The 19,644-nt window shown below is 67.5% G+C and carries 19 protein-coding genes and 1 pseudogene; 6 read left to right on the top strand and 14 right to left on the bottom strand.

The genetic code is table 11. The features are described from left to right. Positions 1-54 precede the first annotated feature (54 nt). The gene (locus tag G8760_RS19875; protein ID WP_166354406.1) at positions 55-993 is read right to left on the bottom strand and encodes a hypothetical protein; all 939 of its coding nucleotides are present in this window, start codon (positions 991-993) and stop codon (positions 55-57) included. Further along, positions 986-1,507 carry a SigE family RNA polymerase sigma factor gene (locus G8760_RS19880; RefSeq protein WP_166354408.1) on the bottom strand — a complete coding sequence of 174 codons (522 nt, stop codon included), beginning with the start codon at positions 1,505-1,507 and terminating at the stop codon, positions 986-988. The genes G8760_RS19875 and G8760_RS19880 overlap by 8 nt, the downstream gene beginning before the upstream one ends. A gap of 345 nt (positions 1,508-1,852) precedes the next feature. Here G8760_RS19880 and G8760_RS31190 point away from each other — a divergent pair. Beyond that, positions 1,853-1,978: pseudogene (locus tag G8760_RS31190) on the top strand (di-trans,poly-cis-decaprenylcistransferase); the annotation flags it as partial. Between the two features lie 17 nt (positions 1,979-1,995). On the opposite strand, the gene G8760_RS19885 reads toward G8760_RS31190, so the two are convergent. Then, positions 1,996-2,388 (bottom strand): SHOCT domain-containing protein, encoded by a 393-nt coding sequence (locus G8760_RS19885; RefSeq protein ID WP_166354410.1) that lies wholly within the window; start codon positions 2,386-2,388, stop codon positions 1,996-1,998. Positions 2,389-2,766: 378 nt separating this feature from the next. On the opposite strand from G8760_RS19885, the gene G8760_RS19890 reads away from it, so the two are divergent. Further along, complete coding sequence (locus G8760_RS19890) at positions 2,767-4,881, top strand: phosphoinositide-specific phospholipase C-related protein (protein WP_166354412.1); 2,115 nt, start codon at positions 2,767-2,769, stop codon at positions 4,879-4,881. 178 nt (positions 4,882-5,059) lie between these two features. On the opposite strand, the gene G8760_RS19895 is transcribed toward G8760_RS19890, so the two are convergent. The 5 genes from G8760_RS19895 to G8760_RS19915 all read right to left on the bottom strand — a co-directional run bounded on the left by G8760_RS19895 (position 5,060) and on the right by G8760_RS19915 (position 9,867). Beyond that, positions 5,060-6,031 (bottom strand): type 2 periplasmic-binding domain-containing protein, encoded by a 972-nt coding sequence (locus G8760_RS19895; protein ID WP_166354414.1) that lies wholly within the window; start codon positions 6,029-6,031, stop codon positions 5,060-5,062. 106 nt (positions 6,032-6,137) lie between these two features. Beyond that, positions 6,138-7,598, bottom strand: coding sequence for an aminopeptidase P family protein (locus G8760_RS19900; RefSeq protein ID WP_166354416.1), 1,461 nt, complete (start codon positions 7,596-7,598; stop codon positions 6,138-6,140). Next, positions 7,598-8,461 (bottom strand): alpha/beta fold hydrolase, encoded by an 864-nt coding sequence (locus tag G8760_RS19905; RefSeq protein WP_166354418.1) that lies wholly within the window; start codon positions 8,459-8,461, stop codon positions 7,598-7,600. The genes G8760_RS19900 and G8760_RS19905 overlap by 1 nt, the downstream gene beginning before the upstream one ends. Beyond that, positions 8,458-9,030, bottom strand: a complete 573-nt coding sequence (locus tag G8760_RS19910; protein WP_166354420.1) for a CGNR zinc finger domain-containing protein — start codon at positions 9,028-9,030, stop codon at positions 8,458-8,460. Before G8760_RS19910 ends, G8760_RS19905 begins: the two co-directional genes overlap by 4 nt. 108 nt (positions 9,031-9,138) lie before the next feature. After that, entirely contained in the window at positions 9,139-9,867 is a 729-nt protein-coding gene (locus tag G8760_RS19915) for a class I SAM-dependent methyltransferase (protein ID WP_166354422.1), read from the bottom strand. A 172-nt stretch (positions 9,868-10,039) separates the two neighbouring features. Between G8760_RS19915 and G8760_RS19920 the strand changes: the two genes are divergently transcribed. From G8760_RS19920 to G8760_RS19930, 3 genes are all read left to right on the top strand, one after another. Continuing rightward, positions 10,040-10,321, top strand: a complete 282-nt coding sequence (locus G8760_RS19920; protein ID WP_166354424.1) for a hypothetical protein — start codon at positions 10,040-10,042, stop codon at positions 10,319-10,321. A gap of 84 nt (positions 10,322-10,405) precedes the next feature. Further along, a complete protein-coding gene (locus G8760_RS30930; protein ID WP_343074430.1) occupies positions 10,406-10,594 on the top strand; it encodes a hypothetical protein in 189 nt (62 codons plus the stop codon). A gap of 48 nt (positions 10,595-10,642) precedes the next feature. Next, a complete protein-coding gene (locus G8760_RS19930) occupies positions 10,643-12,085 on the top strand; it encodes an ATP-binding protein (RefSeq protein ID WP_166354426.1) in 1,443 nt (480 codons plus the stop codon). 98 nt (positions 12,086-12,183) lie between these two features. Here the strand turns inward: G8760_RS19930 and G8760_RS19935 are convergent, their stop codons facing one another. The 4 genes from G8760_RS19935 to G8760_RS19950 are packed head-to-tail and all read right to left on the bottom strand — an operon-like array spanning position 12,184 to position 17,011. After that, positions 12,184-13,209: a FecCD family ABC transporter permease gene (locus G8760_RS19935; protein WP_166354428.1), complete on the bottom strand. Its 1,026-nt coding sequence runs from the start codon at positions 13,207-13,209 to the stop codon at positions 12,184-12,186. After that, on the bottom strand, positions 13,206-14,285 hold the full coding sequence (locus G8760_RS19940) for a FecCD family ABC transporter permease (RefSeq protein ID WP_166354430.1): 1,080 nt from the start codon (positions 14,283-14,285) through the stop codon (positions 13,206-13,208). Before G8760_RS19940 ends, G8760_RS19935 begins: the two co-directional genes overlap by 4 nt. Beyond that, a complete protein-coding gene (locus G8760_RS19945) occupies positions 14,252-16,012 on the bottom strand; it encodes a siderophore-interacting protein (RefSeq protein WP_166354432.1) in 1,761 nt (586 codons plus the stop codon). Before G8760_RS19945 ends, G8760_RS19940 begins: the two co-directional genes overlap by 34 nt. A gap of 3 nt (positions 16,013-16,015) precedes the next feature. Continuing rightward, on the bottom strand, positions 16,016-17,011 hold the full coding sequence (locus G8760_RS19950) for an ABC transporter substrate-binding protein (protein ID WP_166354434.1): 996 nt from the start codon (positions 17,009-17,011) through the stop codon (positions 16,016-16,018). Positions 17,012-17,129: 118 nt separating this feature from the next. Between G8760_RS19950 and G8760_RS19955 the strand changes: the two genes are divergently transcribed. Further along, on the top strand, positions 17,130-17,849 hold the full coding sequence (locus tag G8760_RS19955; RefSeq protein WP_166354436.1) for an AraC family transcriptional regulator: 720 nt from the start codon (positions 17,130-17,132) through the stop codon (positions 17,847-17,849). On the opposite strand, the gene G8760_RS19960 is transcribed toward G8760_RS19955, so the two are convergent. Further along, positions 17,839-18,447: a histidine phosphatase family protein gene (locus G8760_RS19960; protein WP_166354438.1), complete on the bottom strand. Its 609-nt coding sequence runs from the start codon at positions 18,445-18,447 to the stop codon at positions 17,839-17,841. The two genes, G8760_RS19955 and G8760_RS19960, sit on opposite strands and share 11 nt — an antisense overlap. Positions 18,448-18,465: 18 nt before the next feature. Next, positions 18,466-19,644, bottom strand: coding sequence for a PEP/pyruvate-binding domain-containing protein (locus G8760_RS19965; RefSeq protein WP_166354440.1), 1,179 nt, complete (start codon positions 19,642-19,644; stop codon positions 18,466-18,468).

A 19,644-nucleotide genomic window follows, 5' to 3' on the forward strand; every position in this document is an offset into this window, starting at 1 on the left:
CCGTGGGTTGAGGTCTGAACGGACGGTTCACGCGGAGAGTGCGGTGGTGGTGGTTCAGTCGACGCTCCACACAACGCCCTCGCGGCAAGTCTCCGGATCCGGCTCAGGCATGATGCCGTTGCCCGGATATACGAGGACGAACCCCGTCTCCGGATCTCTGACACACTCGTCCGACATTACGGAGTCGGTGGAGGAGTCGAACACCAGATTGCCCGCGGCATCGTAGCCCCGCACGACATGCCCGGCTGGAAGGTCCATGTGGGGGTACGGCTCGCTGTCGAGCTCGTCCGACTCACCCATCTCGTCGACCTCGTCGTCTGGGGAGTCCGGATCCGCATCCGCGGGGTAGAACCAGAACCCGTTGAACGTGATGGCGTTCCGCTCCGGGCCGTCAGCCTCCTGCACCGTAACGTGGGTGACCGGCGCCGCATACCGCCCCTGCCCCAGGTCGTCCAGCTCGACGAGGGCCGTCAGATTGTCCTGGCCACCGGGGTGCGCACTGAAATACATGGCATACCACGACTCGTCCACGGCGCCGCTAGGATACAACTCGCAGACCCACCATGTGTCGCCATCCTGGGCGAGCAGCCACGTCGAGACGTCCCGGCGCTCAGCTCCGGCCGCGGCGCGCACGCCGAACATCGGCTGCGCGCCTTCGATCTCCGCTCGTTCGAAGTTGGGCTGCTGGTCGCGACATGCTGCGAAGTTGTCGGCGAGTTCCGCGTCGTTCATCTCGACGAGGGGCACCGTTTCGTCCGCTGGGCCGTTGGCAGGGTCGAGGCTCGGGCTGGAGAGCTGGACGTTCGGTAGTGCCACGGCCGCGCCCACCGCGACGATGCCCAACGCGACGGTCCCCGACGACCACATCGTGATGCGTCGGCGCCGAAGACCGCGTTGGCCGCGGTGGAGGTCGTCCGCGCTGGTGGACGTCATCGGTGGTTCGCTGAAGTCGAGGTTCCGGAAGGTCTGGGTGAGGTCGGCGTCGTTAGTCATCGCACATCTGCCCCTCTGTGTCGGCGGGTCCGAGTGCGGCTCGCAGGCCCACCACCGCGCGGGCGGTCTGGCTTTTCACCGTGCCGGGAGAGCAACGTAGGTCGTCCGCAGTCTCGTCGACCGAGAGGCCGTACCAATACCGCAGGACGACGGTGGCCCGCTGCCGTGCGGGTAACCCCTTCAGTGCGGCCAGAAGTGCATCGCTGTCTTCCAGCGGAAGGGACTCCGGTGCGGCCATGTCGAAGCCGTCGAGACCAACCTTCTCCCGCCGCCACGGCCGCCGCTTCTCGTCCAGGAACGCTCGGACGATGATCCGGCGGACATAGGCGTCTTCGGCGCCGTCCCGACGAACCCGGCGCCAGGCGATGTAGAGCTTGACCAGGGCCGTTTGCACCAGGTCTTCGGCCATGTGCCAGTCGCCGCAGATGACGTACGCGGTCCGCCGCAGATGATGCCGGCGCGCGTCGACGTACGTGGTGAATTCGTCATCCCGGGTTGATCTTCGTGTGGCCACGGCCCACGCCCCATCCGCGTTGCAGGTTGTCCCTAGATAAACGGAGGTGAGGCGAATTTGGTTGTCGGGCCGGCGAGGTTTTCCGGACGACGCCACATCCGATCGGCGTAGTGCTCCAGTCGTCGATCGTGGTCTTCATGGCTGCCCCTATTGGCGCGGTCCGCGTTGCGACGTTGGTGCTGTTGCTGATCATGAGCGAGTTTTCCCCCTCATATGGGGTGTAGGTCGCACATGATCAAGCCAAGCTCAGCATCATCGAGCGGTGGCCGCTCCATATCCGGCACCGACACGACCAAGATCTACGGCTGGAGTACTAGTGCGACACACTAGTGTCGCCCGCTGGCCTTGGCTGTTGGGTGTGAGCCGATCAAGGCCATCGATGTCATGATGAGAACCAGCGGCGAGCGCAACGTTTCAGGCATCTTTCCCTGGCCGAGTGTGCACGCCGAGATTCATTTCAGCGACACGACGTGGCCGGCTCTTTGGGGTCAAGCGGCGAGGAGCTTGGCCTTCTGTGCGTCGAATTCTTCGTTGGTGATGACGTTGGCATCGCGTAGTTGGGCGAGTTTGGTCAATTCGTCTGCTGTGCTGGGGCCAGTACTGGCGGCATCGCGCACATAGGAACGGAATGCCTCTTCTCGCTGTTGGTGTATTTGGAAACCGCGCTCGGTCATTCCGGTTCCGCGGGCGATGATGTAGATGAGTACGCCGAGCAACGGCACGATCATGATCAACAGGGCCCACAGCGCTTTGGCCCAGCCAGACAGATCCTTGCTGCGCACGATGTCGGCGAAGACCGAGAACAGCACCCATAACCAGGCGATGAACAGGAAAAACCAGAGCATGGTCCAGAACAGGTTGAGCAGTGGGTAGTTGTCCATCTGAGCTCCTCCGGTGGCAATCGACGTGATTCCCTCAAGCTCGTGCGCCGCGCAACTGCACGCGGATCGTGCCGGGCCCACACCCTAGACTGGCTCATAATACCGCCGGGAAGAGTCATAACGAGCGAGGACAGGCCGGTCGAATTGGACGACCGCTATGCTGCTCGGGTGGCCGAATGACTTTGCTCGAGATCGGCTGTGGGTGGAGTCAATTGTTATTTCTTTCGAGCGAGGGGCGTGGCATTTGTCTAGTCCGGTCGAGATCTGCGGCCGCACGGCCGGCGGGAACTTGAATACGTATGGCCTACCGGAAAACACGTCATCACGTCACGTAGGGGATGGTTTCGACGCTTCCCGTCGCGGGTGGGGAGTTGTGTGATGCGTTCGACTGCCATCGTCCGGGTGCTGATCATTGTCGGGACAGTGCTGGCGGCGTTGGGCCTGATCGCCGGACACATGAACCGTCACCTGCTCGACGGCCCGACCTTCGCCGGCCACGTCGACCAGATCCGTACCGACGCCGCGGTCTCGGGTTTGTTAGGTGAGTCGATCTCGACTCAGATCGTCGGCGCGAACCCTGATCTCGTTGCCGTCAGGCCGCTGATCGACGATGTGGCCACCCGGGTAGCGGGCAGCGACGTGTGGTCCGGCCCGACCCGCCTGGCCGCACAGGCGGCTCACCGTGTGCTGACCGACGGTGACCCCAGTCCGGTCGTGTTGCGCATCGCCGACACCGGCGGGGTGGCCACAGCTGTGCTGGCTGCGGTGGCTCCTGAACGAGCAACGGCGGTCACTGGTGTGTCGGTGACCCTGCTGAACGTCGGTGACCAGGGGTTGGGGAGGGCACCGTTCGAGACGCTTCGGCTGGCTGGGGTGCTGGCGTGGGTGTTCCCGCTGGCCGCTTTGGCGAGTTTCGGGGCGGCGTTGCTGTTGTCCCGTCGCCGTTGGCGTACGGGGGCGGCGATCGGCCGGGCGTTGGTTGGGGGAGCCGTTGTTGTCGGCCTGTTGCTCGCCATCGGTGGATTCGCGGTCCGCCGTCTCGACGATGGGGTGATCAGCGGTGCCGTGACGAGAGCGGCATGGGGCGAGGTCATGAACCCGATGTGGTGGGGTGTCGCCGTCCTGGCGGCAGTGGGTTCGACGATGGTCCTCGCCTGCGAACCGTCAGGACCGCGGGCGCTGGCCCGCCTCGCCGCCCGAGCCCGGGCCGCCCTGCTGGGGCGGCCGAGTAAGCCGGTCGGCGTCGTCACGCGGGCCCTGATCGCCGGCCTCGTCGGCGTCGCCGCGCTGCTCGACCCACTCGGCCTGGTCGAGTTGGCGATCATGGCGGGCGGCGTCGTACTGGTGCTGTTCGCGATCTCCCAGATCGCGAGCCTGGCCCGCGCGTCGCGGGCTGACGCGGAAGCTGAGTCGGGGGAGTCGGAGCAGCCCGCACAGCAGACCACACGATGGGCGATCCCACGTCCCGCCGCACTGATCGTGGTGGCCCTCGCCGGATTGGCTGTGGTGGCCGGTGGCATCGCCCAGGGCCGCCCAGGCGGTCCAGTCGAGCTCATGACCAGCGGCAGCGGGCTTGTCTGCAACGGCCACGCGGAGCTGTGCGACCGCGGGTTCGACGAGGTCGCCTACGCGGCGACACACAACTCGATGTCCGCGGTGACCGAGCCGCGCTGGTTCCTGCCGGAGCAATCCGACCGGATCCCGGTCCAGCTCGACCAAGGGGTCCGGGCGCTGCTGATCGACGTCTGGTCAGGGCATCAGGCGGGCGAGATCGTACGAACCGCGCCGGGTAGCCACGACGAGGCGTTGCGGGTCGCCGAGGACAAACTCGGCCCGGACGTCGTCGCGGCGGCGTTGCGGGTGGCCGACGCGATCGCGGGTGAGGTCGAGGGTCCGGAGAAGCGGTTCCTGTGCCACGGTCTGTGCGAGACCGGCTCTACGCCGTTCATCGACAACTTGGTGCAGATTCGAGACTGGATGCTGGCCCACCCCGACGAGGTCGTCACACTCTTCATCCAGGACGAGACGGAGGCTTCGCTGATCGCCGCGGACATCGAAGCAGCCGGCCTGCTGCCGCTGGTGTATGAGCCGGTCCTGGGGGAGCCGTGGCCGACCCTCGCCGAGATGATCACCTCCGGGCAGCGCCTCGTCGTCATGCTCGAAGAAGGTTCTGGTGGTCCAGATGCGCCGTGGCTGGTCAACGGTTTCGAGCACACCCAGGACACACCATTCGTCTTTCCGACCGTCGAATCGTTCAGCTGTGAACTGAACCGGGGCCCGGCCGACGCGCCATTGTTCTTGCTTAATCATTGGCTGGCCGGTTTCACCTCGCTCGTCAGCGACGCCCAACTGGTCAACGGCCGTGACGTCCTGCTGCCGCGCGCCGAGACATGCCGCGCCGAACGGGGGCAGATCCCCAACTTCGTCGCGGTCGACTTCGTCACCCTCGGCGACGTCTTCGAGGTGGTCGACGTACTGAACGGCGTCGACTGAGTTAGAACCCGCGCGAATAGGGAGTCGCCGGGCTCGCGTGCCCGGCCATGCGGGTTTGCTTGGCACTACCAGCGTTCATCGTCAGTCGACGCACAACCCCAGTGCGACTCCTTCCTCGGCCTTGCTATCCAGGCGCCCGACCCCGCTCGCTATCCGGCGCCCCTATTCGCGCGGGTTCTTAATCCTCGACGACGTTGACCAGGGGCTCCGGCGGGGGCAGGCTCGGCAGCCCGTGTCGGTCCATGATCTGCGCGTACTGGCCGCTCGTGGCGAGTTCATCGATGGCCGCCGCAAGTGCATCGGCCAGGCCGTGGTCTTGCCCGACGATGAACGTCGACGTGCTGAGGCCGGTCAGCGGGCCGCCCCAGTCGAGTTCCGGGTGCTCGTCGATGGTGGTGATGCCGGCCAGTTCCCCCGCGGGGATGGCGTCGACGTTGCCGGCGATGACCTCGTCGATGGTGTCGTCTTCACCAGGGGTGTAGGTGACCAGCTCGATCGGGTCTCCGTTGGCCTGACAGAGCCCTTCGATCTCCGCGAGATAACCAGCGGACCCACGTGAAGCGTGCTCGCCGTCGTAGCGGCCGATCTCCAGCCCGCACAGGTCGGCGGGGTCGTCGCCGATGCTCACCCCGCCGGCCAGCAGGAAGCGGTTCTCGTACTGCGTGAACCCCACCATGTCGGCGTGGTCGACGGGGAAGTTCCGCGGCGACGCCACCAGCAGATAGACGGCGGGCAGGCCGTCGAGATACGCCTCGTTGAGCTCGTCACCTTGCTCGAAGTCGTGCGGCTTCGTGTCGAGTCCGAGTAGGTCTGCAGCGGCCCGCACGAGGTCAGGGAGTGCGCCGTCGACCGTGTCGTCCGCGACGTCCAGATATCTGGGCGAGCGCATGTCCTCCGGCGGCACCCCCAACGCGATCGTCGTCGCGTCGAAGTTGTCGGGCAGCAGGCTGGCCAGCGACCCATAGGTGTCCGGGGTCGGTTCGGGTGTGACGTCGGCTGGCTCGGGCACAGCCGGGGTCGCCGCCGGCCCGGACGCGGTGGCGTCCGGCGCGGGATCCGGGGTGTCGTCGTCGGCGGAGCACGCCGTCACCGCGACGGTGAGCAGCAGGCCGATGATGCAGAGACGGGAGCGGGGGCGGGCGCGGGACAACGGTGGCCTTTCGGAGATCCGGGTCTAAGAGTCGCGCCGGTGCTCCGGATGAGAGCACGGCACGGGCTCGCCGGAGTCTATCCAATCGTGGGTGGCAGGGAGTTGGTTATGCCCCTGGTATACGAGGGCCGGCCGCACGTTGGTCGTCCAGCCAGGATTCGAGGTAGTCCGGGTCGGTGGGGAGTCCCGACGAGAGCACGGTGGCTCCGCCCCGGGTCACGAGCACATCATCCTCGATGCGGATGCCGATGCCGCGGAGATACTCCGGTACCCGCTCATCGGTGTCTTGAAAGTACAAGCCCGGCTCGACGGTAAGCACGTAGCCTTCTTCGAGGATGCCGTCCCGATACTTCGACGGCCGGGACTGCGCACAGTCGTGGACGTCCAATCCGAGCATGTGACCGGACGGCGCCAGTGTCCAACGCCAGTAGAGCATGGAGTCCTTGTACAACGCCTGTTCGGCGCTGACCGGCAGCACCCCCAGATCGTCGAGCCCATGCGCCAGAACCTCCATACATGCCTGGTGGATCTCGGCGAAGGCGACTCCGGGCCGGATCGCGTCGATCCCGGCCCGTTGTGCGGTGAGGACGATCTCGTACAGGTCTCGCTGGATGGCCGTGAACCGGCCGGTGACCGGGATGGTGCGGGTGACATCGGCGGTGTAGAAGTGCCGGTTCTCGACCCCCATGTCCATCAGCAGGAGGTCACCCGGGACGATCTGGCCGTTGTTGCGGGCCCAGTGCAGGATCGTCGCACGCGCCCCGCTGGCCACGACCGACAGGTAGCCGACGTCGTTGCCGTCGTGGCGGGCGCGCGCCGCGAACAGCCCGTCGACGAGCCGCTCGGACACCGGCCGGTCCGCGGGAAGGGCGCGAGCGACGTCCTCGAAACCCAGCACCGTCGCGTCGACCGCCGCCTGGAGTTGTTCGAGCTCCCAGTCATCCTTGACCAGCCGCAGTTCGGCGAGCACCTGGTCGAGTGCGGCATCGTGCACCGGCGCGGAAAGGTCAGGGGGAAGGAACTGGTCCACCGATTCGTCGTACCCGCGCAACACACGAGCACGCGAGCTGGTGAGGCGGGTGAGATCGGTGCTCAGGGAGGTGAGGTCGACGGTCGTGATCTGGAGCAGCTCTTCCTTCTCCGCGAGCGAATGCCTGCGCCCGGTCCACAACTCTCCGTGCTGCGTATCACGGAAGAATTCGCCATTGGTTCGCGACGAACGTCCCCGGGAATACAGGACCGCCGTATGGCCACCGCTGGCCGGGTAGAACACCAGGACACCGTCGGGGTCGTAGTCTCCGGTCAACCAGGCGAAGTTGCTCGACGGCCGGAACGGATAGGTCGTGCCGTTGGAGCGCGTCTTCTCCTGGCCGCTGGGCACGACGATCGTCTCGCCGGGAAATGCTTGTGACACCGCTGACCGGCGTTGCGCGTGTGCCACCGGCTGACCATCGTCCGGTGGCGCCCCGGCGTCGGCCGCGGCATCGCTCCATCCGTCGCGCATGAACTCCATCAGCGCGGGCGGGAGATTGGGCTCGTGAGCACGTACGCTCGGCGCTTCGGTCATCACACCGTTCCTGTTCTCGGGTTGGCCGCGGACGCGATGAAATCGGCGACCAGGGCCGCGAACCGCTGTGGGTGTTCCTCCGCGGGGTAGTGGCCGCAATCGGGCAGGACGACGCCCGTCACGTCGGAGGCCGCCTGGCCGATGCTGGCTTCGACGGCGCCCGCCATCGCTTGGTCTCCGCCAACGGCGAGAACGGGAGTAGTCAGGGGCTCTTCGGCGGTGCGCCGGTTCAGCTCGGCGTCGTCGATGGCCGTTCGGTAATAGGCCAGCGCGACCCGAAGGGAACCGGGGCGCATGTACGCCCGGCGGTACTCCTCCACCACGTCTGGTGGAAGGGGGTGACCGGCGGCCGTGAGCGCCCAGAAGATTCCGAGGTATTCCTGCTCCCGGCCGGTGATCAGTAGTTCCGGAACGTCGTCCGCTGCGTGGAAGGCGTTGTGCCACCGTGGATAACGTTCGTTGACCAGGGCTGGTGACACGTCCAGGCCGGGAAGCAACTCTTCCTCGACGACGAGATGGCTGACGTTGTCCCGATAGGCGGCGGCGAGCGCGTACGCCACCGACCCTCCGAAGTCGTGTCCGACGAGTGCGAACCGGTCGGCTCCGACATGTGCGGCGACGGCCACGACATCGTCGGCCAGCGTACGTTTGTCGTAACCGCCTGCCGGCCGATCGGAGTCGCCGAGGCCGCGCAGATCCGGTGCGATCACCAGATGATGCTCCGCCAGTACCGATATCGTCGTTCGCCAGTGGTACCACGTCACCGGCCAACCATGGAGCAAAACAACCGGACTGCCACGGCCGGCGACGACGGTGTGAATCCCGACGCCGTTGGCGTCGACCCGGAGATGCCGGACGTTCATGGTTGTATCGACGCCTTCCGGGCCCGATGGGCGGCGACCTTGGCCCGGTTGCCGCATTCACGCATCGAGCACCAGCGACGTGTCCGGCCCCGGGACCAGTCGATGTACGGCATCCCGCAATCGGCCGCTTCGCACGCCTTCAGGAGCGCCGTACGCGAGTCGCCGAGCAACTCGATGAGGTCGACCGCGATGTAGGCGAGTGCACCGTCGACCCCGATACCAGAGGCGGAGGCCAGCTCGAACGTCCCCGTGGTCGCCAGCTGAGGGGGAGCCGGGCGCTGCAACGCCCACGCATTGACTTCGGCGACATCGGAGACCGCTGCCGCCCGTCCAGTCATGCGCGCGCTGATCAGCCGATGCGCCGCCTCGCGCAAGGCCCGGGCTCGGGCGAGGTCCTCCTGGGTAGCGGTGATGTGTTCACGGCACAGGTCGGCGCGCCGTAGCCAGTCGGCGAGACGCTGCGGGCTGGTCAGGCGTTCTAGCCCACCGGCGCCGCGTCGGCCCACGGTCGCGACGAAATCGGTGGCGAGTGAACCCGTGTAGAACCGGAACTCGTCGGCGGATGCCATGGATCGAATGTAACCTGCTTATGTGGTTACCGCAAGATGGAGTGGTGCGAGGTCCCCTGCGCTCGCGAGGTGGTGGGCCAGGGGCCAGTAGGTGTGGTGAGACCTGCGTCAGCAGGTGGCTCGGAACACGGCAATCCTCGAGTTGTCGTCGAGCGGGGTGCCGTCCCAATCCCCGTAGTAGGCGACATCGGTGAAACCTGCCGCGTACAGATCCCGTCGAAGCTCCTCCGCGCTGCGGAAGTACAGGACGCTGGTGTACACCCGGTCCTCGCCGTCGGGGAACACGTTGTGGGCGTCGAAGGTCACTCGCCCCTCGTGGACGTCGATGACGGTGAGCCATTCCCGCAGGTGTCCGACCGGGGTGTCGCGTTCGTGATAGGTCGCCTCCGGTGTCCAGGATTCCCATGCGCGGCGGGCCGGATTGCGGGACTCGAAGCTGAACGTCCCGCCGGGGCGTAGTGCACGGGCGATGGAGGTCAGGGTCCGGGGTAGTTCCCCTGGGGCGACGTGCATGATGGCGTTTCCGGTACAGATGGCGAGATCGGTGGTTGCGTTCGGCGCGAGCGCGGACGCGTCGCCGTGGATCCACGTCACAGAGTCGGCGCCCGGCTGCCGGCGGGCGTAGTCCAGCATGGTCTGGCTCGGGTCGACGCCGATCACGGTGCGGCCGGGAGTGGCCAATGACCGGGTCAGCAAGCCGGTGCCGCAGCCTAGGTCGATGATCGAGTGCGCATCGAGTTCGTCGGCCAACGTGCGGTAGAAGGCGCGGTCTTCGCCGTCCGGGTTGTCGATGTCGTACAACGGGACGAGCTCCGGGTCGCGGTAAGGATCATCCACCGCCCAGACGATAGCCGGGAGATTGTGTCTCCAGCGAGCTCTTTTCAGCCGCCGGTGATGGTGCTTGCTGTGCCTGAGGCGAGCATGCTATGCCGCCGAACAGACCAACCGGTCGGAAGAAGTCGCCAGTCCTGGAAGTCCTTCCGGGTGTGTTCGGCGGTAGAGGAGCGCGATGAACCAGTTCATAAACGCCGATGATCAGTATGGTCTCTCGTCCGGTGCCATCGCGGGTGACCTGGTTTTCGCCGCGGCCATGACGCTGATCAGGGGAACGATACAGCGTGACGCGGAGGCAGTGACCAGTGCCGAGGAGTTCGCGCGGGCCATCGCCCGTGAGACCGGCAACGCCCTGTGCACCCAAGCGCGCGGCGAGGTTCGGCTGTCGATCGACACCCTGTATTACTTCGCCGGCCTCGCTGGTGAGCTGAAAGGAATCACCATTCCCCTCGGGTGAAGGGGTGCTGAGTTATACCGGCCGGGAGCCCATCGGGGTGTAGGTGGGATCATCCCGTGGAACGGGCCGGTCGGCCTGGCCTGCCTGAAGCTCGGACCGGCGCTCGCGGCCGGCAACTCGGTGGTCATCAAGCCGAGGAGGACGCCTCGCTGTGCGTGCTGCTGCTGGCGGAGATCTTCCACGATGTGTTCCCGCCCGGGGTCGTCAATGTCATCACGGGTCTGGGGGAGGAGCGCAGTGCACCAGCAGCGTTCGCTAGATTACTCAAACTGATCATAGTAAGATTTATTTGACTAAGTTCAATTTGAGTAAGGGAGTTCGATGGTGGGTTTCGTGGGGCGCGAGCGCGAACTGCGGCTAGTGAGTCAACATCTCGATTGGGTCGAAGAAGGACGAGGCGACCAGCGCGGACGTGCGCTGCTGCTGCGAGGACGGCGACGCGTAGGCAAATCGCGATTGATCGACGTCTTCTGCCGACGTGCGGGAGTGCCGTACGTCGTGCATCAGGCGACTCGCGGCCGGCGGCCCGATGCCGAGAGGGCGGCTTTCATGGAGTCGGTGCTTCGATCCAGCCTTCCTGACCGCGAGCAACTACGTGGTGTTCAGGTCGGCAGCTGGGAGGCAGCTTGGCGTCAGCTGAGCATCGCCCTTCCGCATGATGTCCCCTCTGTCGTCGTGTTGGACGAGATGCCATGGCTGCTCGAGCAGGATCCCGAAGCTGAAGGGATCCTCCAAACCGTCTGGGACAGAGATCTGAGCGCCAAACCTGTATTGCTCATCTTGATCGGGAGCGATCTGGCGATGATGGAGCGGCTGTCGGAGTACGGTCGCCCATTTCACCAGCGCGCCGTGGAGATGGTGCTCGCGCCACTCACGCCATACGACGTAATGACGATGACCGGCCTGCCGCCCGCGGAGGCCATAGACGCACACTTGATCACTGGTGGCCTTCCGCTGATCTGTCAGGAGTGGCGTGCAGGTTGGAGCCGAGAACAGTTCCTTGCGCAGGCGTTGGATGACCCGACGTCGCCTCTCCTTGTGTCGGCCGAGAGAATACTGGCCGCCGAGTTCCCCGCGGCGCTTCAATCTCGAACCGTGCTGTCGGCCGTCGGGAGCGGCGAACGAACGTTCAGCTCGATCGCGTCCAAGGCCGGCAACGCCGACGCTCCACTGGCCCCAGGCTCGCTCAACCCGGCACTCAAGGCCCTCGCACGCAAGCGGCTGATCGCTGTCGATGCTCCCTTGTCCACGAAGCCAGGTGACAAAGACCGTCGCTATCGGGTGGCCGATAGCTATCTTCGGTTCTGGTTGTACTTTCTCGAGAACGGACTGCCCGAGGTTGAGCGGGGAGCAGGAAGTCGTGTTGTCGAGACGATCGAGCGTGGATGGCCTTCGTGGCGGGGGCGTGCCGTGGAACCGCTGGTGCGGGAGTCGTTGACGCGATTGCTTGCCGGCGGAGAATGGGGCGACGTCCGAGTGGTGGGTGGCTGGTGGCCGCGGACTAACAATCCTGAGGTCGATGTCGTGGGAGCAGATCGACAGGCGCCGGCTCGAAAGGTCTGTTTTGTCGGTTCGATCAAATGGCGGGAGCACGACGCCTTCGACCACCGTGATCTCGTGGCTCTCGTCAACGAGGCTCAGCTAGTGCCAGGTTCGTCACCGGAAACGCCACTTATCGGGGTATCGCGCTCCGGCTTCTCGGCAGCCGAAGGGCTTGCCGCGACAGTTGAGCCTGATCACCTTGTCGACGCGTGGGCCCTCTGACACTGCTGGCCTGGCGCACTGACTACGGCACCGGCCGGGACTGGATATGTTCCTCGCCGAGTCCGTGCTCGCCGCCCGGCAGGAGAACCTGTGGAGTTTCATCGCCGGCGGGTGAGCAGCCACAGCAGGTACAACCCGCCGATGCAGACGGTCACCGCCCCGACGGGTACGGTCAGCCCGCTGAAGGCGTGCTGCGCGATCAGGTCGGACAGGGTCAGCAAACTGGCCCCCACCAGCGCCGCCGTGCTCAGGGTGATCGTGCCGGTCCGGGTGAGCCGCCGGGCCAGCTGCGGGGCGGCCAGCGCGACGAACGAGATCGGTCCGGCCACGGCGGTGACAGCGGCGGTGAGACCGACGCCGACGACGATCAGCGCGAGTTTGGTGGGCTCCGTCCGCACCCCCTGCATAGCGGCCGTCTCGTCGCCGAGCTCGAGCTGGCGCATGGCAGGAGCGGCGAACACGAGGAGCAGCGTCAGGATGGCCACCGCGACGATGCCGGGTACCGCATGGCTCCAGCGCAGCCCGTTGAGGGTTCCCGCCCCCCAGACCGCCGCCCGTAGCGCGATCCCGAGCTCGGCCTTGACGGTGATCCAGGTGTTGACCGACGTCAGCATCGAGCTGATCGCGATCCCTACGATGATCAGCCGGAACCCCTGCATCCCGTGCCGGAAGGCGACGAGGTAGATGATGGCGGCGGTCGCCAGCCCGCCCGCCAGCGCACCGGTGGCGGTCGCGTGAAAGCCGACGCCACCGGCCATGATCACGACGAGTACACCGGTGAACGAACCCACGGAGAACCCGACGATGTCCGGGCTGCCGAGCGGGTTGCGGGTCAACGATTGGAAAATCGCCCCGCTCAGGGCGAGTGCCGCCCCGAAGACGGCTGCGGCGACCGCTCGTGGCGCTCGCCACTGGAAGACCACCGTCGTGGCTTGATCGGCGCCCTGGCCACCGAACACCGCGACCAACTCGTCGAGGGGAATGGTGTAGGAGCCCAGCATGAGCGCCGCCGCGGTGGCGGCCAGGAGCACTCCGAGCAGGGCACCGTTCACCACGAGGACCCGGCGCGGTATCCGGCCGGAGAACGGTCCGGCACGCAGGACGAGGGTGGTGGGTGTGGTCATAACGCGCTCGCTCTGGTGCGCCGGATCAGCAGCATGAGAACGGGGGCGCCGATGAAGGCGGTGACGATGCCGACCTGCAACTCGCCCGGCCAGACCACGAGCCGGCCGACGATGTCGGAGACGAGCAGCAGCGTCGGCGCCAGCAATAGCGTGAACGGCAGGATCCACCGCTGGTCAGGACCGGTGAGCCAGCGCACCGCATGGGGCACCATGAGGCCGACGAAACCGATCGGGCCGGCCGCGGCAGTGGCGGCGCCACACAGGAGGGTGACGGCGACGATGCAGGTCACGCGCATGGCGATGACGTTGACACCGAGCGCGCGGGCGGTCTCCTCACCCAGTCCCATGGCGTTGAGCGAGCGCGCGCACACCATGGCGAGCACCAGCCCGGCGACGATGAACCCGGCCACTGACCCGATGGTGCCAGGGGGCCGGTCGGAGATACTTCCCGCACCCCAGAACCGCATGTGGTCGAAGGTCTCCGCATCGAGCAAGGTCAGCGCCGAGGAGATCCCGCCGAGCACCGCCGACAACGCGACCCCCACCAGCGTCAGCCGCAGGGGTGTGACGCCACCAGCGCCTCCGGCACCCCGGGCGGCGATCGTATAGACGAGAGCTGTGGCCAGCAACGCTCCAGCAAACGCCAGCGGAAGGTATTGATATGTGCGGGTGACCCCGAGCAGCGCGACACCGACGACGACGGCGAAGCCGGCTCCGGCGTTGACGCCGAGGATTCCCGGGTCGGCCAGCGGGTTGCGGGTGAACGCCTGGATGAGCGCGCCGGACACCCCGAACGCGGCCCCGGCCAGGACACCGAGCACGGTCCGCGGCACCCGTAGCTCCCGGACCACCAGGTGTGCGTCCGATCCGTCCGGCGCGGTCAACGCGTCCAGCACGGTCGGGAACGAAATCGGCCGGGAACCGATCGCCAGGCTGGCGATCACCGCCACGGCCAGGCAGAGCGCGGCGACCATCAGCCAGACCACGCGCGCCCGTGCGGGCGTCGTGGTCGACTCTTCGACGATCCGGCCCGGCCTGGCCGTTACCGACACAGCTCGAACGCCTCGTAGTCCCATCCGAGGGCGACGTGGCCGACCAGCCGCCAGCCCGCGGCGAGTGCGAGCGACTCGATGCGGGCCTGGTCCCGATGCCCGGTGCCCACGGCGGCCAACGCGAGGAGTTCGTGCTCGGCGGCGAGATCGGGGCCACCGGGGCCGGTCTGGTCGAGGGCGTCGATGAGCAGCAGCCGGTCGGCGTGCCGGGCCAGGCCGGACAGCAGCCGGCCGATCTCGGCGTCGTCCCGGTATCGCGTCTGCAGGGTGCTGACGACGAGATCGACGATGGGAGCCGTCGCCTCCGGGACGAAGGAGGCGGGTACGTCGGCACCGAGGTCGCTCAGCACGGTCAGCGGTACGGGCGCAGCGCTGATCAGCGCCTTCGGTAGGACACCCCGCTCGGCGGCGGCGCGCACGAGTACCAGTGCACCCGGACCGGTGACGGTGACCTCACCGGCGTCGGCCCAGGCGGGCAGGTCGGCCACCGCGCCGGCGACGAACGAGAAACTCTCGGCGGCGTGGACCCGGTCGGCGTAGAGCACCGGGTCGGTTTCGACGTCGTCGGCGAGGGATCTGGTGTTGGCGGCCTGCCATGCGGAGCCGCCGCCACGCAGCGCCGGCGCCAGCTGGGTGAGGGCGTCGAGCAGCCGTGCCTCGTATCCGGCGCCGAAGAACTCGTCGCGCAGGTGATCGTCGGCCTGCAACTCCGCCCCGACGGGGCCGATCGTAACGTCGTCGCCGTGCGCGGCCAGCACACCGATGGTGGCCAGGTAGGTCACGAGTGGTCGTAGCTGGTGGGGCTCGACGGCGGCGGCCGCGGCGATGGTGTCCAGCGGGACCGCCCGCTGACCAGCCTGGTCCAGCAGGCCGAGGGCCACCGCGGCGCGGGTGGCCAGCCACGGCAGCGGGTTGAGCAGCGCCTCGGCGTCGACGTGATCGTCGCTGTCGTCGCCGGACGGTTCGGTATGCCAGTAACCGGTGACGTGGACATGGCTGGCCGGTAGGCCCTGGTCATGGCGGAGCCAGGCGCGCAACGGGATGAGCGAGCGGCTTTCCCCGGCCGCCCAGACGTAGGCCTGCCCGGGGTGCCAGGTGATCTCCCGGACGGCGGGGGCCAGCGCGGACGGTGCCGACTCGGGGGTCACCAGCCAGCGGATCGAATCCGGGTCGCGCAGCGCCAGGTCCTGCCGGGCCGACTCGTGCCGGATCTCGATCACCACCTGCACGGGAACGTCGACCGGCCGCTCGTCGAGGAACCGGCCGATGGCCGGCAGGGCGGTTTCGTCGCCCGCCAACAGCACCCAGTCGATGTCGTCCGGCAACACCAGCGACGATTTCGGCCCGGCGAAATACAGGGTGTCGCCCGGTTTCGCCGTCGTCGCCCAGGTAACTGCCGGGCCGTCGCCATGCAGCACGAAATCGAGGTCGAGTTCGCGCGCCTCCGGGTCCCAGCGCCGGGGTGTGTAGTCGCGGCCGCGCCGGTGTTCGGAGACCGGCCAGTCGATGCTGCGGGCCCGCTGGACAGGTAGTGCGGCGGCGATGTCGCCGTCGGCGGCGAACACGAGTTTGACGTGGTCGTCGAAGGCGACACTGGTGAACTCGGGGAGGTCGAACTCGCCGGTGGAGAAGGCACCCAGCTGTGGGCCGGTGAGTGTCACTCGGCGCATCCGTGGTGTGACGTCGACGACGCGGGTGACCTCGACCTGGCGCAGGACGATGGGGTGTTTGCGGAGAGTGTGGTGTGCCATCGGTTAGCCGAACAGCCCTTCGATGTGGTCGAGCAGTGCCATCGTCGCGTAGTAGTCGGCCCGGTGTGCCCAGAACGGCAGGTGGTAGGCGTGTCCGGACTCGAAGGACGGCAGCGACGCGTACACCCGGTTCTCGGCCAGTTCGTCCACCCCGATGACGTCGCTCTGGAATCCGAGCACGAACACCGTGGGGGTGACGAACACCTGCCCGACCTGCTCGGTGGAGAGCTCGAAGGAGTCACCGGACCCGTAGAGCTCGAAGTCCGGGTTCTCCTCGATGATCGGATACGGCTCCAGGCCGACCGCTTCCAGCGTGACGGGGAGCGACGCCGTCTCCGGGATCGACCACGGACGCAGGTCAGGCAGCGTCATCAGGTACGACACCGGCGTCGGGGGAAGCTCGATGGTGTCGCGCACCTCGGCGACCCGGTTCTCGTAGGTGGCCAGCAGCTCCCCGGCTCGCTCCGGTACTCCCAGGATCTCGTCGGCGATGTAGTCGAGTTCTTCCTGCCACGTGGTCAGGGTGGAGCTGACCAGGACGGTTGGCGCGATCTCGGAGAGCTGGTCGTAGGCGTCGGCGGCCTGCGAACCGGGGAATCCTTGCCCGCCGCCGACGATGAGGTCGGGGCCTTCGGCCAGGAGGGCCTCGAGGTCGAAGCCGTCGTTGCTCCACGGAACCATCAGGGTTCCGGCCGCCGCGGCCTGTTCGGCCCACAGCTCCGGGAACTCGTCGGCCTCGGTGTTGATCGGGATGGTGCCGTGCAGCGGCACGTCGAGTGCGTAGAAGTATCCGGCCAGGGCGGAGTTCAGGACGACGATGCGTTCTGGGGCGGCGGGGATGTTCACCTCGCCGTGCTCGGTGTCGACCACCCGCGTGGACGAGGCGACGGGTGCGCCGTCGTCGCTGACGGCACCGTCGCCGTCATCGCCGGAGGAGCAGCCGCCGAGGACCAGCGCGGCGATGATCGCCGTCGGAGCGCAACGCAGCAGCAGACGCATAGAGACCTTCCAAGGACATGGCCACCGACAGAATCGCCCCTAATGTTAGCCTTACCTAATTAGCCAGATATGACATTGATCTGGACCAAGGTGACACGATGGGGGAGGAGTGTTGTCCGTGTTGCTCACGGAGCTCGGACGCCGAACGCCCCGCCACGACGCGGTGCGTTTCGACGGGCATCCACCACACCGGCATGAGCGCCCGCAGGTGGTCTACGTCGTGCTCGGCACCGCCACGTTGAACGCCGGCGACGACCACTTCACCATCACCGAAGGCACCGGTGTGTGGCTGCCGGCCACCATCGAACACCACCTGAGCCTCGAGTCCGGCGGAGTGGTGATGGGTCCGCTGCTGCCCACGTCCGCCCAGCCGCCCGGCGGGCAGGCGTGCCTGGTGGACAGCCCGGCACTACGCCGGTTGATGACGACCCTGCTCAGCGTCGCCCCGCGGACCGAGGTCGACATCCGTCTCTTCCGGAGTGAGCTGGAGCGGACCCTACGAGATGTGACGGCCACGCGATTCACGGTTCCCATGCCGCATCACCCCGCCGCCCGCGAGATCGCGCAGCAGGCGGTCCCGTCGTCGGACTCACTCCAACGGCTGGCGGCCCGCCACTACATCAGCGCCCGGCACGCACAGCGGCTGTTCATGGAAGAGACCGGTCTGCCCTTCGGCCGGTGGCGCACCCGGGCCAGGCTGAACGCGGCGCTCGCCGTCCTCGGAAACCAGCAGGACATGGCCGCGGCGTTGGCAGCGTCCGGTTTCACCACCCGCCAGGGCCTACGGCGGGCGCTGGCCCGCGAGGGGGTTACGTCGGTCGACGCCCCTATGGTCTGACGACGGCGGGGAACCCGGTCCAGCGCAGGTCGGCCGGGAGGTGGCCGGTGTCGTTGAACGTCACCACCGTGGGCGGCAGCCCGGTGCGGTATTCGATGATGGTGAGCGCGGCGTTGGCGCTGTCCAGCCCGAGCCACCGGGATGGGGGTGCGTCGAGGGCATGACACACCAGCCACGCGATCGGGTAGGCATGTGTGACGAGGACCTCGTGGGTGTCGGCCTGATCCGACGACGGGTGCAGGGCGGTCGCGAACCGGGTGAGCAGGGCTTCGGCGCGCCGGTGACCATCGGCTGCCTCCGTTGCGTCGTAGCCGTCGAAGAACCCGACCCACGGCGCGGGTATGTCCGCTGGCGGAGGGACGTAGGGCACGTGGTCGATCAACTCGGTGGCCGCGGCCACGGCAACGGGCGGAAGGGCGCGGGCTAGCTCGGCCGCGCTGCCCGCCGCGCGAGATAGCGGTGAGTGCCACACCGCGTCCACGGGCACGGTGGCGAGCCGTTCGCCCAGCAGACGGGCCTGCCGGCGGCCGAGGTCGGTGAGTTCCCCGAAGGTGTCGGCGGCACCGTGCCGGGCAAGGTACAGGTGGCGGGTTCCCATGTGCTGTTCCTCGTGTCGTCAGGGACTGGTGATGGTGACCGTGCCGGCGGCGCCATCGATGGTGACGGTGGCGGCGTCGTTGATCCGGGCCGTCGCGTTCGTGATACCGAGGACGGCGGGAATGTTCCGCTCCCGGGCGACGATCGCGGCGTGTGAGAGTAGGCCGCCGGTCTCGGTGACGACACCTGCGGCGATACGCAGCAGGGGGGTCCAGCTCGGGTCGGTATATGGGCAGATCAGGATGTCACCCGCGTGGACCCGGGGGAAGTCATGGGGGCCACGGACGGTCCGGGCGGACCCGGTCGCGTTGCCGAAGCTGCCCGGGGTCCCGGTGAGGGTTGTTGGTGTTGCGGCCGGTGCGGTCGGCAACGTGGCCGGCGCGGGTAGGGCGGCGGTGATCGGCCGGGACTGGACGAGCCAGACGTCGCCGCCGGCGATGGCCCACTCGATGTCCTGGGGGCTGCCCAGCAGCGCCGAGACCTGGTGCCCCAGCTGAGCCAGGCCCCTGGCCGTGGCGTCATCGAGGACCGGGCGGCGCCGGTCGGCAGGGGGCACGTCGTGTGTCACCAGCGCGGTGCCGCGCCGGTCGAGGCGGGTGCGTTTGTCGGCGACGGTGGTGGTGACCGATCCATCACCATGGACGGTGTATCTGTCCGGGGTAACCGTGCCGCCGGCGACACTCGGGCCCAACCCCCAGGATGCCTCGATCTCGACGGTGTCGCGTGGATGGGTCGGGGTGAACATCACCCCGGCGACGTCGGCGTCGACGAGGCGCTGGACGAGTACGGCCATCGCCGGCTCCGTGCTGGAATGGCCGCGACCTCGAGCATCCCGGTAGCTCCGGGCCCTGGGCGAGTGCAACGACGCCCAGCAAGATCGGACGGCGTCGCCCACCGCTGATGCGCCGAAGACCGCGAGCACGCTCTCGTGTTGACCGGCCGCCGACGCTGTCCCGGAGTCCTCGTCGGCTGCCGACGAACGCACCGCCACCGGAGGATCGCCGAGGCCGTGCAGCCCGCGTCCGAGGGCATCGAGTAGGCCGGCGGGTAAAGACTGGCCACGTGCCGCGGCCCGGTGGGCGTCGAACGGGACAACGAAGCCGTCGGGCACGGGGAGGCCGGCCCGGAGCAACACGCCCAGGGGTGCGGCCTTGCCTCCGCTGGTATCAGCATCGGCGTCGATCAACGGCACGATCAT

It is taken from the genome of Phytoactinopolyspora limicola (genome assembly GCF_011320225.1).
Lineage (GTDB): Bacteria > Actinomycetota > Actinomycetes > Jiangellales > Jiangellaceae > Phytoactinopolyspora > Phytoactinopolyspora limicola.

Excerpts from the sequence above, each read along its gene's own strand:
- G8760_RS19875 (WP_166354406.1), bottom strand. The coding sequence starts at position 993 with ATGACTAACGACGCCGACCTCACCCAGACCTTCCGGAACCTCGACTTC.
- G8760_RS19885 (WP_166354410.1), bottom strand. The coding sequence starts at position 2,388 with ATGGACAACTACCCACTGCTCAACCTGTTCTGGACCATGCTCTGGTTT.
- G8760_RS19890 (WP_166354412.1), top strand. The coding sequence starts at position 2,767 with ATGCGTTCGACTGCCATCGTCCGGGTGCTGATCATTGTCGGGACAGTG.
- G8760_RS19900 (WP_166354416.1), bottom strand. The coding sequence starts at position 7,598 with ATGACCGAAGCGCCGAGCGTACGTGCTCACGAGCCCAATCTCCCGCCC.
- G8760_RS19905 (WP_166354418.1), bottom strand. The coding sequence starts at position 8,461 with ATGAACGTCCGGCATCTCCGGGTCGACGCCAACGGCGTCGGGATTCAC.
- G8760_RS19910 (WP_166354420.1), bottom strand. The coding sequence starts at position 9,030 with ATGGCATCCGCCGACGAGTTCCGGTTCTACACGGGTTCACTCGCCACC.
- G8760_RS19920 (WP_166354424.1), top strand. The coding sequence starts at position 10,040 with ATGAACCAGTTCATAAACGCCGATGATCAGTATGGTCTCTCGTCCGGT.
- G8760_RS19930 (WP_166354426.1), top strand. The coding sequence starts at position 10,643 with ATGGTGGGTTTCGTGGGGCGCGAGCGCGAACTGCGGCTAGTGAGTCAA.
- G8760_RS19935 (WP_166354428.1), bottom strand. The coding sequence starts at position 13,209 with ATGACCACACCCACCACCCTCGTCCTGCGTGCCGGACCGTTCTCCGGC.
- G8760_RS19940 (WP_166354430.1), bottom strand. The coding sequence starts at position 14,285 with ATGGGACTACGAGGCGTTCGAGCTGTGTCGGTAACGGCCAGGCCGGGC.
- G8760_RS19945 (WP_166354432.1), bottom strand. The coding sequence starts at position 16,012 with ATGGCACACCACACTCTCCGCAAACACCCCATCGTCCTGCGCCAGGTC.
- G8760_RS19950 (WP_166354434.1), bottom strand. The coding sequence starts at position 17,011 with ATGCGTCTGCTGCTGCGTTGCGCTCCGACGGCGATCATCGCCGCGCTG.
- G8760_RS19960 (WP_166354438.1), bottom strand. The coding sequence starts at position 18,447 with ATGGGAACCCGCCACCTGTACCTTGCCCGGCACGGTGCCGCCGACACC.
- G8760_RS19965 (WP_166354440.1), bottom strand. The coding sequence starts at position 19,644 with ATGATCGTGCCGTTGATCGACGCCGATGCTGATACCAGCGGAGGCAAG.